Source organism: Homoserinimonas sp. A447, from assembly GCF_054489325.1.
In genome coordinates, this window is the sequence record NZ_JBTMWW010000001.1 from 1938230 (window position 1) to 1952760 (window position 14531).

Below are 14531 nucleotides of genomic sequence, written 5' to 3' on the forward strand. Positions count from 1 at the left end.
ATAGCCTTGATACAAGAGTAGAGGGACGAGACGACAGTGACGGGCCACCCGACGACATCCGCCGCCCCGGCAGGCGACGGCGGCCTGGACGCGCGCTACGGGCGCACCAGGCAGAAGAGCCGCCGCGACCGCACCATCGCCTGGGTCGGGGCCATCGCCTTCGTGCTCGTGTTCACCGCCTGGGTGGTGTGGGTCGCGTTCGACGGCACTGGCGACACCATCGGCTCGCGCGACATCGGCCACAAGGTGATCGACGACCGCACGGTGAGCATCAGCTACGACGTCAGCATGCCGCCAGGCACCAGCGCCAGGTGCGCACTCCAGGTGCAGAACGAGAGCCACAACATCGTCGGCTGGAAAGTGGTCGATATTGCCGCCTCAGACAGCTACACGCAGGCGTTCACCGACATGGTACGCACGACGCAGTTGGGCGTCACCGGCTTGATCTACCGGTGTTGGCTGCCCTAGACTGACGTATTCGATCCGGAGATCGGCCAATGGGCCGGTCTCATTTGTTTATCCTGTCTTCGTACAGGCCCGTGGACCGTACCGCAACCAGCGCAGACGGTCCCTTTTCTTTTAGGAGTGCACTATGTCTCAAGAGCTCACCGAAACCTGGTTGACCACCGAGGCCTTCGAACGTCGCACTGCCGAGCTTGAGCGCCTCACCGGCCAAGGCCGTTCTGAGATTGCGAAAAAGATCGAGGCGGCCCGTGAAGAGGGTGACCTGAAGGAGAACGGTGGCTACCACGCCGCCAAGGAGGAGCAGGGCAAGATCGAAGCCCGCATCCGCGTCCTCACCGAGCTGCTGCGCCACGCCAAGGTTGGCGACGCCCCCGAGAACTCGGATGTCGTCGCATCCGGAACCGTGATCACCGCCAAGATCCAGGGCGACAAAGAGGTGTTCCTGATCGGCAGCCGCGAGATCGTCGACGAGAACGACGACGACGACCTCGACGTCTGGAGCGAGGGCAGCCCGCTGGGCGAAGCCATCATGGGGCTGAAGGTCGGGGACAAGACCACCTACATCGCGCCGAATGGCAAAGAGATCAAGGTCGAGATCATCGCGGTCAAGCCTTACCGCGTGTAACTCTCCCTAGGTGTCGACGCGCGGGTCGTAGCCCGCTTCCTGAAGCCGTTCCAGCACCCGCTGGGCGTGCTCGGATCCGCGCGTCTCGACACTCAGCTCAATCTCGACCTGGCTGATCAACGAGTTGCGCCCACGACGGGTGTGCAGCACCTCGACCACGTTCGCGTTCGCCTCCGACACCAGTTCGGCGACGCGCGCCAACTGGCCGGGGCGGTCGGGGAGCTTGATCCTGATCTTCAGGTGGCGATCGGATGCCGCCAGCCCCAGCGAGATCACCCGCTCCATCATCTGCGGGTCGATGTTCCCGCCGCTGAGGATGACAACCGTGTCGCCGTCCGCCTTCACCTGCCCACTGAGGATTGCGGCGACGCCCGCCGCACCGGCCGGCTCGACCACCAGCTTGGCGCGCTCCAACAGGATCAGCAGTGCCCGGGCGATGTCGTCATCGCTGACCGTGACGACGTCATCGACCATGTGCTTGATGATGTCGAAGTTCAGGATGCCCGGCTTTGCCACGGCGATACCGTCGGCAATGGTGGGGTGCAGCTTGACCTCGGTCGGGACGCCGTTCGCGAGCGACGGTGGGTATGGGGCGGCGCCTTCCGCCTGCACGCCGACGATGCGCACGGTACGTCCGGTCTGGGCGAGCTTCTGCTTGACCGCGCTGGCAACCCCGGAGAGGAGCCCGCCGCCACCGATCGGCACGACCAGGGTCTTCACCGTCGGAAGCTGGTCGAGGATTTCCAGCCCGAGTGTCCCCTGCCCCGCGACGACATCTGCGTGGTCGAACGGCGGGATGAGAACGGCACCGCTCGACTGGGCGAACTCGGCGGCCGCCCGCAGCGGCTCAGTGACACTGTGGCCGCGCAGCACGACCTCCGCGCCGTAGTGTTTCGTCGCCTGCAGCTTGGGCAGGGCGACACCCACCGGCATGAAGATGGTCGCCTTGATGCCGAGCTCGCGGGCCGCCAGCGCTACACCCTGGGCATGGTTTCCGGCCGACGCCGCGACGACCCCGCGCTCGCGCTCCTCGCCAGTCAGCTGGGAGATGCGGTTGTAGGCGCCGCGGATCTTGTACGAGCCGGTGCGCTGGAGGTTCTCGCACTTGAGGAAGACCGGCACGCCCGCCACCTCGGAGAGGAACTGCGAACTCTCCATAGGGGTCACCTTGGCGACCTGTGCCACCCGCACCCGGGCAGCCTCGAACTCGGGCAGGGTGGGTCCGGCCACGACCGGGCGCTCCGGCATCCGCTCATCAAGCATGGCGATCGCCATCCCTCGTGGTGATGACGACCTTGCGGATCGGCGGCGCATCCGATCGCCAGGTTCCCCGCGCGATGTACAGGACCATCGCGTTCAGGGTGGCCACGAACGGCACGGCGAACAGCGCGCCCGGAATCCCGGCGATGTAGCTGCCAGCCGCGACGGCGAGAACGACGGCGACCGGATGCACCTTCACGGCGTTGCCCATCACCAACGGCTGCAGTACGTGGCTCTCAACCTGCTGCACCACGAGCACGATCGCCAGCATGAGAAGCGCGATGAACAGGTCCTTGTAGACGAGAGCAACGAAGACCGCAAGCGCCCCGGTGAACACGGCGCCGACGATCGGGATGAACGACCCCAGGAAGACGGCAATAGAGATCGGGATGACCAGGGGAAGCCCCAGGAAGAAGGCCCCGATACCGATGCCGACCGCATCCACCGCCGCAACAAAGATCTGCACCTTCACGAACTGGGTCAGGGTGCGCCAGCCGGCGTCGCCCGAGCCGCTGATGGCCGGCCGTGCCCGGCGAGGGAGCAGGCGGACGATCCAGGCCCAGATCCGGTCGCCGTCGATGAGCATGAAGAGTGTGATGAACAGGACGAGGAGAACGCCGGCGAGCAGGTGCCCCGCGGTCGAGCCGAAAGACAGGGCGCCACTGATCCACACCTCGCTGTCGCGCTGGATCGCCTCCCAGAGCTGGTCGCCGTAGGCGTTGAGCTGCTCGCCGGTCAGATGCAGTGGTGACTCGAGAAGGAATTGCTTGAAATCATCCCAGGCCTGAAGCGACTGCTCCTGGAGATCGGGAATGCCGGTGCGGACCTGCCACACCACCAGGTAGACGAGTCCGGTGACGATGCCGATCAGGCCGAGTTCGGTGACGATAACGGCGAGCCACTTCGGCCAGCGGTGGCGCTGCAGGAATTGCACCAGCGGAACCAGCAACGCGGCCAGGAGAAGCGACACGAGAAGGGGGATGAGGATGAGGCGCAGCTGGATGACCAGGTACACGAACAATACTGCGACGCCGGCAATCGCCAGGATCCGCCAGGACCAGGCGCCGGCGATGAGCATCCCGCGGGGCACCAGCTCTTCCGGGGCAGACTGGCGCGCAGCGCGAGCCTCGCTTCTCCTTCTGCCTATCAGCACCGGTTCAGTCTAAACGTGCCCGGCATACCGAGACAGGCATATACAGCGCGCTGGAGCTCAGGGGAAGGCCATTTCTGGCCTTTCCGCGACGCCAGCGCGACGGTCGCCCCGACCGTCGGCCACGATAGCCCCATTGTCGGCACCCCTCGCTATTCTCGGAGGTGATGCACGAGACAATTTCCGCAGCACAGGCGCGGCGCATCGCGCTGGGCGCCCAAGGCCTGGGCCGACCGCGCCCGCCCCAGCCGGGCACCCGCCAGTTGAACAGCCTGATCGAGCGGCTCGGGCTATTGCAGCTCGACTCGGTCAACGTGTTCGAGCGGAGCCACTACCTGCCGGCGTTCGCCAGGCTCGGTGCCTACGACAAGGCCACCCTCGACCGGTTGACCTTCACGAAGAAGAGTCCGTACATCGAGTATTGGGCGCACGAGGCCGCGGTGATCCCCGTCGACAACTGGCCGCTCATGCGCTGGCGGATGGACGACTATCGGCAGCGCATTGCCGACGACGACAGCCACTGGGCACACGACAACCGTCAGATGATCGGCTGGCTCAAGGCCGAGCTTGCTGACAAGGGTCCGTTACCGGCCAGCGCGATCGAGCACGACGCCAACAAGCGCAGTGGCCCATGGTGGGGGTGGTCTGATGTGAAGCGTGGCCTCGAGGTGCTGTTTGCCTGGGGCGAGCTGGTGAGCGGTGGCCGCACCCGCTTCGAGCGCACCTATGCCCTGCCAGAGCAGGTTCTGCCGACGCGTGTGCTGAACACTCAGGTGCTGAGGGCGGATGCGGTCAGGCGCCTGGTCGAGCATGCCGCACGCGCGCACGGCATCGGGACCGCGAGCGACTTCGGCGACTACTTCCGTCTGAAGTCCAGGGACGCCCTGCCTGCCCTGCAGGACCTGGAGGACGCTGGCATCCTGTTGCCGGTCACCGTTCGAGGGTGGGAGCGAGCCGGTCGCCCGGCGCGTGCCTGGTTGCATCGGGACGCGCGAATCCCTCGCCGCATCGAGGCGACCGCACTGCTGTCCCCGTTCGACCCGGTGGTGTGGGAGCGAGCCCGGGCAGAACGGATGTTCGGCTTCCGCTACCGCATCGAGATCTACACACCGCAACCGAAACGGGTCTACGGCTACTACGTGCTGCCGCTCCTCATCGATGACCGGCTGGTCGGTCGCATCGACCTGAAGAGCGATCGGCAGAACAGCCTGTTACGAGTGCAGGCCTCCTGGACGGAGCCGGATGCCCCGGCGGACGCTGCGGCCCGCCTGGCACCGCTGCTGCGGGAAATCGCCGCCTGGCAGGGACTCGAGCGGGTCGAGGTGATGGCGCGGGGCGACCTCGCCGGTGCGGTCGCCGCCGAACTCGGCCAGCGGGCGCTGCTGCCCGACTGATACTGCTGGAACACCGAGCTGGCTAAAACTTGGTCGCGTTGTCCAGCAGGCGACGGATGCGATCGGGCAGCGGCGGGTGCGTGCTGAACATCCTGTCGATGATGCCCGGCTTCGTCGGGTCGCTGATCCACATGTGGGCCATGGTGGAGTTCTGCCGCTTCATCGGCCGCCCGTACTCGCCGAGCTTGTGCAGGGCGCTGGCCAGCGCTTCAGGATGCCGCGTGGTCAAGGCCCCTGTCGCATCCGCCAGGTACTCGCGCTGCCTCGACACCGAGGCCTGCACCACGGTGGCGACCAGCGGTGCAATGATCATTGCGGCGAGGCCGAGGACCAGCATGATCGGATTGCTGTTGTTGTTATTCCGGTTGCCGCCGCCGAACCACATCATCCGCAGCAGGATGTCGGCAATCAAACCGATCGCCACGACCAGGCCGAACACGATCATGGTCACGCGGATGTCGTAGTTCTTGACGTGGCCCATCTCGTGGGCCATCACGCCTTCCAGTTCGGAGTCGGTCATCAGGTCGAGCAGACCGGTGGTGGCCGCGACGATGGCGTGCTCCGGGTCACGTCCGGTGGCGAACGCGTTCGGTGCCGGGTCATCGATGATGTACACCTTCGGCATCGGCATGCCGGTGGTGATGGCGAGGTTCTCGACGGTCCGGTACAGGCGCGGGTTGTCCGCCTTCTGGATCTGCTTCGCACCACTCATCGCCACAGCCTGGCGGCCGGCGGCGAAGTACTGGATGAGCGCGTAGACGCCGGCGCCGATGATGGTCCCGATGGTGATGAACCAGGGGTCGCCACCGAGCATGACGGATGCCGCCCAGCCGAGAACGCCGATGATCACCACGAACAGCAGGATGATGAAGATCGTGTTGCGCTTGTTCTTGGCTATGGCGCTATACATCTAGGCCTCTTGTATCGCATCGCGAGGTCTCGACAAGCTCGACCAGCGGTTTCAGAACTGAACTCTCGGCGGCTCGGCGATGGCCGCAGAGTCGGAGACCTCGAAGAACTCGCGCTCCGAGAAGCCGAGGCCGCGAACGAACAGGGTGTTCGGGAAGACCTTGATCTTCGTGTTCAGCTCGCGCACTCCACCGTTGTAGAACCGGCGGGATGCCTGGATCTTGTCTTCGGTGTCGACCAGCTCGCCCTGCAGCTGCAGGTAGTTCTGGCTGGCCTGCAGTTGGGGGTACGCCTCAGCGACGGCGAAAATGCTCTTGAGGGCCTGCTGCATGTGGTTCTCGGCGACGCCGGCCTCGGCCGGTGTGCCCGCGGTGAGCGACTCGGCGCGCGCCTTGGTCACTGCCTCGAAGACGCCCTTCTCGTGCGCCGCATAACCCTTGACGGTCTCGATCAGGTTGGGGATCAGGTCAGCACGCCGCTTCAGCTGCACCGTGATGTCGCTCCACGCTTCATCCACTCGCACATTCAGGGTGACCAGTCCGTTGTACGTCGTCCACAGGTACACGCCGACAATCACGACGAGTAGGACGATGATGCCTACGACGATTAGTAGTTCCATTACTGAAAGCTCCTCTGTGCTGCGTTCCCCGTGCGCTGCACGGACCTGCTTCGGGTGGGCGCGCTTCGCTGCACGCTGAGAATAACTATAACGAGCCTGAACCGCTATTCGACTGTGAAAGCATCCGCGCCCTCGGCAGAAGCTAGGCTCGCAGCGTGACGGTGGAGAAGGATGGCGCGAAGCCGGCCCGTCCTCGCGGTCGGCGGGGCGGCGGCACTGATTCGCGTGCCGAGATCGTTGCGGCCGCGAGCAGGGAGTTCATCGACCACGGCTACGACGCCACGTCTTTCCGCGGTATCGCCCGTCGTGCAGGCGTCGACGCGGCGCTGGTTCACCATTACTTCGCAGACAAGGCCGAGCTCTTCACCGAGACGGTTCAGGCGCCCATCCGGCCCGACAAGATCGTCTCGCAAATCCTCCAGGGCCCGCGCGACCAGGTCGGCGACAGCCTGGTGCGGATGCTGTTGTCGACCATGGAGGCACCCAAGACCCGTGACCGCGTGATCGGCCTCATCCGCACCGCCCTCGGCCACGACTTCGCCGCCACCATGCTGCGGCAGTTCCTGTTCCGGGAGGTGTTCCACCGCATCGCGGAGGGGCTCGGCGTTCCGGACGGCGAGCTTCGGGCCACCCTCGCGGCCACCCAGATCGTGGGCCTCATGGTGGTGCGGTACGGGGTCAGGGCCGAGCCGCTGGCATCCGAGTCGGTCGACGAGGTGGCCAGACGGGTCGGACCGGTGATCCAGTGGCACCTCACGGGGTACCCGGGCGACCTTTCCATTGACAATCCGGCTGGTCACGCAGAATAATTCATCGCATGATGAATTCAGTGGATGCGGCCGTCGACATTCAGGGGCTTCGGGTTCGCCGCGGGAAGAATGAGGTGCTTCACGGCATCGACGTTCGCGTCCCGCGCGGAAGCCTGGTCGGCCTGCTCGGCCCCAGCGGCTGTGGGAAGACCACCCTGATGCGCGCCATCGTCGGGGTGCAGCGCGCGGTGACCGGCCGGGTGACGGTGCTCGGCTCACCCGCCGGCGAGGCGTCGCTGCGGCATCGCGTCGGGTACATGACCCAGGAGGTGAGTCTGTATGACGACCTCACCGTGCGCCAGAACGTCGCCTACTTCAGCTCGATCCTCGGCTCGGACCGGGCGGATGTCGACCGCGTGATCGAGGCGACCGACCTTACTCCGCAGGCGAACCAGTTGGTGGCGACGCTCTCCGGAGGAGAGCGCAGTCGCGCCTCCCTCGCCGGGGCGCTGCTCGGCTCCCCTGAATTGCTCGTGCTCGATGAGCCCACCGTCGGTCTCGACCCGGTGTTGCGGGTCGAGCTGTGGACCATCTTCCACCGGCTGGCCGAGCAGGGTGCAACACTGCTGGTGTCCAGCCACGTCATGGACGAGGCGACGCGCTGCGACCGCCTGCTCCTCATGCGTGACGGGGACATCCTCGCCGACGACACACTCGACGGCCTGCGCGACAAGACCGGGGCGGCCGACGCCGAGGGGGCGTTCCTCGCCCTGATCAGGAGCCATCCGAAGCACGCGGCGGCCAGCCAGGAGGAGGCATCATGAACGTCATCCGAACATTCGCCACCGCCGGGCGCGTGCTCGGGCAGATCCGCCACGACCCGCGCACCGTCATGTTGCTGCTGGTGGTCCCCAGCCTGCTGATCGGGCTGATGGCCTGGCTGTTCGACGACACCCCGGTGTTCGCGCAGGTAGGCCCGGCGATGCTCGCACTGTTCCCGTTCATCATCATGTTCCTGATCACCAGCATCTCGACGCTTCGAGAGCGGCGGAACGGCACGCTGGAACGGTTGCTCGCACTGCCGCTCGGCAAGCTCGACTTCATCCTCGGCTACACGCTGGCGTTCGGCCTGCTCGCCATCCTGCAGGCTTCGATCGCCGTCGGATTCGCCGTCTGGGTGTGCGGCCTCGAGATCGAAGGGTCGCTCTGGTTGCTGCTGGCGGTCGCTCTGGCGGATGCCGTGCTCGGCACCACGCTCGGCCTGCTGGCGAGCGCGTTCGCGCAGACCGAGTTCCAGGTGGTGCAGTTCATGCCGGCGCTGGTGTTCCCCCAGGTGTTACTGGGCGGCGTGTTCCTCCCCCGCGATCAGATGCCGGATGTGCTGTATGCGATCTCGGACTGGCTGCCGCTCTCGCACGCGATCGACGCCCTCAACGCGGTGTCGCGCGGCAGCGAGGATGACGCGTATATCGGCGGCAAGCTGCTCATCATCGCGGCGTTCGCGGTGGGGGCCGTCGTGCTCGGGTCGATCACGCTGCGCCGCCGCACCCCCTAGCCCTCATAGTGCCCGTTCCGGATGGATGTGCCCGGCAGAACGGGCACATCCATCCGGAACGGGCACTATGAGGGGCCGAGGATGCGGGCCAGGTGCGGGTTGGCGAAGACGCGATCGGGGTCGAGGCGATCCCGCAGGGTGACGAAGTCGCGGTGGTGCGGATACAGCTCCCCGAGCGTCGTCGAGTTCAGCGTGTGGATCTTCCCCCAGTGCGGCCTGCCGCCGAACTGCCGCATGATCCGCTCCACCGCGGCGAAGTACTCCCGGTAGTCCTCGCGCCAATACCGGTGCACCGCAACGTACCCGGTCGCACGCCCATAAGCGGTCGACATCCACAGGTTGTCGGATGCCGCCGCCCGCACCTCGATCGGGAACGAGACCTTCCAGCCGCGACTGTTGATCAGCTGGCGGATGTCCCGCACAGCCTGCGGCACGGCGGCCAGGGGCAGCGCGTACTCCATCTCTCGGAACCGCACGCTGCGCTGGGTGGTGAACACCGACGTCGACAGGTCGGTGAATTCGCGGTTGCCGGTGAGCCGTGTCGCCACGCGGTTGATGGCCGGCACAGTGATCGGGGCTGCCCGCCCCACGGCGCAGGTCACGGCGAAGACCCCGTTGGCGAGCAGGCGGTCATCAATCCAGCGGCGGGTCGCCCCCAGCGGCTGGCGCACAGCATCCGCCGGTAACCGGGTGTTGGTCTTGGTCAGCACTGTTTCGGTGTGCGGGAACCAGTAGAACTCGAAGTGGTCGACCGCAGCGGCGCGTGCCTCGAAGTTGTCGACGACGGATGCCAGCGGTTCCGGCTTCTCGACGGCGTGCAGCAGGAAGGCGGGCACGCACTGCACCGTCACGTCCACGATCACGCCGAGAGCCCCGAGGCCGAGCCGCACCGCCGGGAGCAGCTCGGCGTTCTCCGTCTCGCTGACCGTGAGCACAGAGCCATCCGCCGTCACCAGGGTGACGGCGACGAGTTGCGCGGCCAGCCCGCGGAAGCCGGCCCCGGTGCCGTGGGTACCGGTGGAGGTCGCCCCGGCGATGGTCTGCGTGTCGATGTCGCCCAGGTTCTCCATGGCGAGCCGGTGCGGGGCGAGCAGGGCAGGAAGCTGGTGCAGGTTGGTGCCGGCAGCGATCCTGACGCGACCGGTCGCCGCGTCGACGTCGAGCAGGCCGTCGAGCCCTGCGAGATCGAGTTGCAGGCCGGGTGCTGCGGCGATGGACGTGAAGCTGTGCCCGGCACCGACCGCTTTCACCGGCAGGCCGAGGTCGCGTGCGAAGAGGATGGCGGCCTGCACCTCGCCGACGTTCGTCGGCTGGACGACGTACTGCGGCACAATGCTCTCGCTGCGGCCCCAGTTCTGCCAGCGCGTGCCCGGCGTCGCGGTGATCCCGGTCGTCGTCATGCGAATGCCTTCCCTTCACCGCGGTAGGTGGGAAGCATGGCGACGACCTCGCCGCCGTCGACCAGCGCGAACTCGTTCAGGTGCTCGGACAGCTCCCCGGCCTTGGTGTGGCGCCACCACACCCGATCGCCGACCTGCAGGCGGCCGGCCGCATCACCGATCACCGGCGTCTGCACCTCGCCGGTCATCTCCCTCGCCACCAGGCGAAGACCCTCCGGCCACACCGGGCGGGGCAAACGGTCGGATGACGGCGGCCCGGATGCGATCCAGCCTCCCCCGAGAATGGTCGCCTTGTCAGGTGCCGGCTTCCGCACCACCGGGAGCGCGAAAGCGGCCGCTGGTGCCGGGCGAAAGCGCGTGTAGTTGTCGAAGAGGTGCGGACCGAACAGGCCGCTTCCGGCCGCGATCTCGGTCACCGCCTCCTCGGCGCTGGTGGTCTCCAGCGAGCCGGTTCCTCCGCCGTTGACGAACTCGAGCTGTGCAAGCTCCCGTACGGCGGCCACGGCAAGCGCACGACGCTCGGCCAATTCGCGAACCGATTGACGCTGGATCCAGCGGACGGCAGCACCCATCACCGGCTTGCCCGCGGGGCGATCGGCCAGCCCGGCGACCTGCCCCTCGTACGCCATCATCCCGACCAGGGAGAAGCCGGGTCGCGTCACGATCCGGGAGGCGAGCGCACGGGCATCCGCTGCCGAGTGCACCGGGGACCGCCAGGTGCCGACGTGACCGAGCAGGCGCGAGTTCCAGGATGCGTCGAGCTCGAGGCAGACGCGGATCGGGTTGCGTGCGTTCGGCGCGATCACGGAGTCGATGAGGTCGAGCTGGTCGAGCGAGTCGACCATGAGGGTGACCCTGGACGCGAGGGTCTCGTCGCGGGCCAGCGCAGCGATGGCAGTGCGGTCGGCGGTCGGGTAGCCGACAACCACGTCGGCGATGCTCCCTCCCGCCAGCCAGAGCGCCTCCGGGAGCGTGTAGGCGAGCACGCCGCGGTAACCGGGCAGAGCGAGCACCGCGTCAAGGACCTGCCGCACCCGCACCGACTTGCTGGCGACCCGGATGGTGGTTCCGCTCGCCCGGTCGAGCATCGAGTGGGCGTTGTGGGCGAGCGCGGCGAGCGAGATCACCCCGAACGGCGGATCCAGCTCAGTGGTGGCCGCCTCCAGCGCCGGCCAGTAGTCGGCCGGACGCTCCCACGGTGTCGCTGTTGGGCGTTCGAGTGGGAACGACATCAGCGCACGCCCTTGATCGGGAGCACGGCGAGGGCCCCGAGCAGCGCGACAGCGGCGGCCAGCAGGAACAGCCCCTGGAAGCCGGCCAACGCGGCAACGATGAATGCACCCAGCAGCGGCGCGATGGCTTGAGGCACGGCGGATGCGATGTTCATGATCCCGAGGTCTTTCCCGCGGCTCTGCGCATCCGGCAGCACCTGGGTGGCCAGCGCCTGGTCGACCGACAGGAAGGTGCCGTAGCCGAGGCCCAGGATGCCGGCGGCCACCATGGCTACGGTGAGGTCAGGAACCAGGGCGAGCAGCAGGGCGGCGACCGCCTGCAGGGCTCCGGCGAGGAAGACGAACATCTTGCGCCGCCCGAGCTTGTCGCTGAGCCGGCCGAAAATGAGCGACGACGCGATGACGAACACCATGTAGATCAGGGTCAGCACGATCAGGCTGCCCTCGGCATCCGCTATTCCCAGGTCGAGCCCGTAGGCGAGGAAGTAGAGCAGCAGGGAGGTGCCGAACGCGTTGCCGAAGTTGACCAGGATGCGGCTCGCGAGGGTCCAGCCGAAGTCGGGGAATCGGGTCGGGCTGATCCAGAACCCCTGGATCAGGGTGCGGAGGGTGAGCTCGGTGCGGTACTCCAGCGGGAGCACTTCGTCCTTGATCCTCAGCAGGAATGGGAGAACCAGCAGCACCAGGAGGGCCGCCATGACCGCGTACCCGAGGAACTGCCCGACGAAGAGCTCGGTGACCAGGATCAGCCCCAGGATGGTGCCGACCGCTTGAGGTGCGGAGATCCAGCCGGAGATGAAGCCACGCTGGTTCACCGGAACCTGGTCGGAGATGGTGGCGGTGAGCGCCGCCGTCAGCATGCAGAACCCGATCAGCGCGAGCGACCAGAACAGCCCGATGCCGAACATGGACTTCTGGGTGCCGAGGGCGAGCAGGGCGAACGCGAACAGCAGCGCTCCCCCGAGAATCCAGGGCCGGCGCCTTCCGAACCGGGACACGGTGCGGTCGGACAGCGCGCCGGTGAGCGGGTAGGCGACCAGTGCACACAGCCCGGCGATTCCGGAGATGATGCCGAACGCCACGACGTTGTCCACCCAATAGTTGGAGCCGAGCTGCGCCTCCACCTGCACCGGCAACAGCAACTGCACCGGGGTGAGTTGTGCCATCCAGATTCCGAGCCAGGCGGTCGCGAACAGGGCGATCCACCCGCCCGTCACTGCCCTGGTCGGTTCAGCGAACGGGGCCGGTGCGACGTCAACGTTGACGGTCATCATGGGGTCTCCTTGCGGTCGGGTACGGCGAGGGCGGTGATGGCGGTTGTGGCGAGGTCCAGGGTGCGGGAGGCGGCATCCGCGTCCCGATCGGCCAGCCAGGCGAGGGTCACGCCGTCGGTGAAGACGACGACGAGCCGGGCGACATCGTCGACCGGTATGGCCCAGCGCATCCCGGTGAGCTGGGCTCCCACCTCTAGCACCTCGCGAACGGTGGCGTGGTAGCTCTCGTACTGGGCCCGCGGGAGGTCGGCGAGGTCGTCGGTGCGAAGGCTGTAGTGGAACAGTTCGAACATCGCCTGCTCGTGGGCCGGCCGCGCGACCACCAGGTCGAAGTAGGCCTGAAGACCGGCGCGCACCGTGGTGCCGAGGTCGGCTCCGGGCTCGAGGGAGTCGACGGCGGCGGCCCTCTCCCCTTCGACGACGGATGCCACGACCTCGCGAATCAGCTCGTCCCGAGACCGGAAGGCATAGTGGAAGCTCGCGAGCGGCATGCCGGCCTCGGCGACGATGGCACGGGTGCTGGCGGCGTGCACGCCGTCGCGGTCGATCACCCTCAAGGCGGCTTGCACGAGCGCAGCGCGCCGGTCGGCGGATGACACGCGTGCCATGGCTTCCCTTCGTCGCGGCGGTGCGAACAGGACTTGCCTGCAAACTGGGTCAGTCGTCCAAGACGGTCGACCGAGTTGGTTCATAATGGCGTGGCACGGGTTGTGCTGTCAACCGGCCGGCCGCTCGCATCCGTCGTCTGATCATGAGACAGCCGATGAGAACCGTGAACTTTCCGGGTGCCGCGCTGGTGCTCGGATGCCTGCTGCTGGCCGGATGCGCATCCGCACCCACCGAAGGCCCGCCGTCGATACCGGATGGCGAGACTGCTGCCGAGACTGCCATCGGCCCGGTTCCACTCCTTTCCATCGGCTGCGAAGAGCTGATCGAACTGACGGCCGTGCAGGAGGCCCTCGGTTCGGTGGAGCCGGGCACCGACCCGGTGCGGGTGCCGGGCGGTTCCTGGGCGCTCAGCCAACTCGGTATCGCCCAGGCGGGAGCGCTCGAATGCTATTGGGGCGATGACGCCGCACCGCAGGGCGAGTACGCGCGCTACCTGATCGTGACCGTGCTGCCCGGTGCCGCGCAGGCGTGGCAAGCCCAGCAGTCCGAACTCGCGTCGTGGAGCCAGCCGTTCGCCGGGCACGGCGATGCCGGGTTCGCCGATTGCGACGGAAGTGCGAACTACCGCTCCTGCACATATGACGTACTGGTCGGAGCGAACTGGCTGCACGCGGAAGTGATGAACCTGGACGCCCTGGAAGACGCCGCCCCGATCATCCGCATCCTGACCGACTCGGTAGCCGCTGCCGACCCGGTGGAGGCGACCTGGTCCGCGACCACGATATTGCCGACGGCCTGCGGCGACTGGTTGACCGCCGAAGAGATCAACACTGCCCTTGGTATGGAAGGAATCGCTGAGAGGGACTACCCGCTGTCGATGCCGATCATCCTGAACGAGGGGCTCAGCGGAGGCCTCGCATGCTCATGGAGCAACTCGTACTCGTCAGTCCAGGCCATGCCGGTCGGTGCCGCAGCGCTACCCGATGCAGAGTGGGCATGGGACGCCGCCTGGGCGAAACCGCGACCCGACCGCAACCCGGCGACGCCGCTGGGCGGCATAGGCGACCAGGCCTACTCCGGATGCGCGACAGACGAGAATGTCTGCTTCGTCGACGTGCTGTCGAATGGCACCTGGATCACCGTGCACGGGAACAAGGAGGCCGGAATCGATGGCCTGACGCAGATCGCGGCGTTGGCACTGGCGAACCTCGGCGGTTGACCCCTACGTATCGATTCCTCATCCTTTAGATGGATTCGCCGCCCAGCGGCACTATCGCTGGCTGCTGTCAG

14 protein-coding genes and 1 pseudogene are annotated in these 14531 nt (G+C 66.9%); 7 read left to right on the forward strand and 8 right to left on the reverse strand.

All coding sequences use genetic code 11. The features are described 5' to 3' along the window. Nucleotides 1–36 precede the first annotated feature (36 nt). On the forward strand, nucleotides 37–468 hold the full coding sequence (locus ACX3O0_RS09455; protein ID WP_459088242.1) for a DUF4307 domain-containing protein: 432 nt from the start codon (nucleotides 37–39) through the stop codon (nucleotides 466–468). A gap of 124 nt (nucleotides 469–592) precedes the next feature. After that, nucleotides 593–1090 carry a transcription elongation factor GreA gene (gene greA, locus ACX3O0_RS09460; protein ID WP_459088244.1) on the forward strand — a complete coding sequence of 166 codons (498 nt, stop codon included), beginning with the start codon at nucleotides 593–595 and terminating at the stop codon, nucleotides 1088–1090. Between the two features lie 6 nt (nucleotides 1091–1096). On the opposite strand, the gene ilvA is transcribed toward greA, so the two are convergent. Together ilvA and ACX3O0_RS09470 are read right to left on the reverse strand one after the other, a co-directional pair. Further along, on the reverse strand, nucleotides 1097–2353 hold the full coding sequence (gene ilvA, locus ACX3O0_RS09465) for a threonine ammonia-lyase (RefSeq protein WP_459107551.1): 1257 nt from the start codon (nucleotides 2351–2353) through the stop codon (nucleotides 1097–1099). After that, nucleotides 2346–3503 carry an AI-2E family transporter gene (locus ACX3O0_RS09470; RefSeq protein WP_459107552.1) on the reverse strand — a complete coding sequence of 386 codons (1158 nt, stop codon included), beginning with the start codon at nucleotides 3501–3503 and terminating at the stop codon, nucleotides 2346–2348. Before ACX3O0_RS09470 ends, ilvA begins: the two co-directional genes overlap by 8 nt. Before the next feature lie 164 nt (nucleotides 3504–3667). On the opposite strand from ACX3O0_RS09470, the gene ACX3O0_RS09475 reads away from it, so the two are divergent. After that, the gene (locus ACX3O0_RS09475) at nucleotides 3668–4894 is read left to right on the forward strand and encodes a winged helix-turn-helix domain-containing protein (RefSeq protein WP_459107553.1); all 1227 of its coding nucleotides are present in this window, start codon (nucleotides 3668–3670) and stop codon (nucleotides 4892–4894) included. A 22-nt stretch (nucleotides 4895–4916) separates the two neighbouring features. Here the strand turns inward: ACX3O0_RS09475 and ACX3O0_RS09480 are convergent, their stop codons facing one another. Together ACX3O0_RS09480 and ACX3O0_RS09485 are read right to left on the reverse strand one after the other, a co-directional pair. Further along, the gene (locus tag ACX3O0_RS09480; RefSeq protein ID WP_459107554.1) at nucleotides 4917–5804 is read right to left on the reverse strand and encodes a M48 family metalloprotease; all 888 of its coding nucleotides are present in this window, start codon (nucleotides 5802–5804) and stop codon (nucleotides 4917–4919) included. 51 nt (nucleotides 5805–5855) lie between these two features. Further along, the gene (locus tag ACX3O0_RS09485) at nucleotides 5856–6422 is read right to left on the reverse strand and encodes a LemA family protein (RefSeq protein ID WP_459088253.1); all 567 of its coding nucleotides are present in this window, start codon (nucleotides 6420–6422) and stop codon (nucleotides 5856–5858) included. 155 nt (nucleotides 6423–6577) lie between these two features. Here ACX3O0_RS09485 and ACX3O0_RS09490 point away from each other — a divergent pair, with 155 nt between their 5' ends. The 3 genes and pseudogenes from ACX3O0_RS09490 to ACX3O0_RS09500 all read left to right on the forward strand — a co-directional run bounded on the left by ACX3O0_RS09490 (nucleotide 6578) and on the right by ACX3O0_RS09500 (nucleotide 8726). After that, entirely contained in the window at nucleotides 6578–7231 is a 654-nt protein-coding gene (locus ACX3O0_RS09490; protein ID WP_459107555.1) for a TetR/AcrR family transcriptional regulator, read from the forward strand. 11 nt (nucleotides 7232–7242) lie between these two features. Beyond that, a pseudogene (locus ACX3O0_RS09495) lies at nucleotides 7243–7735 on the forward strand (ABC transporter ATP-binding protein); the annotation flags it as partial. A gap of 256 nt (nucleotides 7736–7991) precedes the next feature. Next, the gene (locus ACX3O0_RS09500) at nucleotides 7992–8726 is read left to right on the forward strand and encodes an ABC transporter permease (protein ID WP_459088255.1); all 735 of its coding nucleotides are present in this window, start codon (nucleotides 7992–7994) and stop codon (nucleotides 8724–8726) included. A gap of 65 nt (nucleotides 8727–8791) precedes the next feature. Here ACX3O0_RS09500 and ACX3O0_RS09505 read toward each other — a convergent pair whose 3' ends face one another. From ACX3O0_RS09505 to ACX3O0_RS09520, 4 genes are read right to left on the reverse strand one after another with little or no spacing between them, the layout of a single operon-like run. Then, on the reverse strand, nucleotides 8792–10126 hold the full coding sequence (locus ACX3O0_RS09505) for a D-arabinono-1,4-lactone oxidase (protein ID WP_459107556.1): 1335 nt from the start codon (nucleotides 10124–10126) through the stop codon (nucleotides 8792–8794). Continuing rightward, complete coding sequence (locus tag ACX3O0_RS09510; protein ID WP_459107557.1) at nucleotides 10123–11358, reverse strand: amino acid deaminase/aldolase; 1236 nt, start codon at nucleotides 11356–11358, stop codon at nucleotides 10123–10125. Before ACX3O0_RS09510 ends, ACX3O0_RS09505 begins: the two co-directional genes overlap by 4 nt. Next, nucleotides 11358–12632 carry an MFS transporter gene (locus ACX3O0_RS09515; protein ID WP_459107558.1) on the reverse strand — a complete coding sequence of 425 codons (1275 nt, stop codon included), beginning with the start codon at nucleotides 12630–12632 and terminating at the stop codon, nucleotides 11358–11360. Before ACX3O0_RS09515 ends, ACX3O0_RS09510 begins: the two co-directional genes overlap by 1 nt. Then, nucleotides 12629–13240: a TetR/AcrR family transcriptional regulator gene (locus ACX3O0_RS09520; protein WP_459107559.1), complete on the reverse strand. Its 612-nt coding sequence runs from the start codon at nucleotides 13238–13240 to the stop codon at nucleotides 12629–12631. The genes ACX3O0_RS09515 and ACX3O0_RS09520 overlap by 4 nt, the downstream gene beginning before the upstream one ends. A gap of 155 nt (nucleotides 13241–13395) precedes the next feature. Between ACX3O0_RS09520 and ACX3O0_RS09525 the strand changes: the two genes are divergently transcribed. Next, nucleotides 13396–14460 (forward strand): hypothetical protein, encoded by a 1065-nt coding sequence (locus tag ACX3O0_RS09525; RefSeq protein ID WP_459107560.1) that lies wholly within the window; start codon nucleotides 13396–13398, stop codon nucleotides 14458–14460. Nucleotides 14461–14531: the final 71 nt, after the last annotated feature.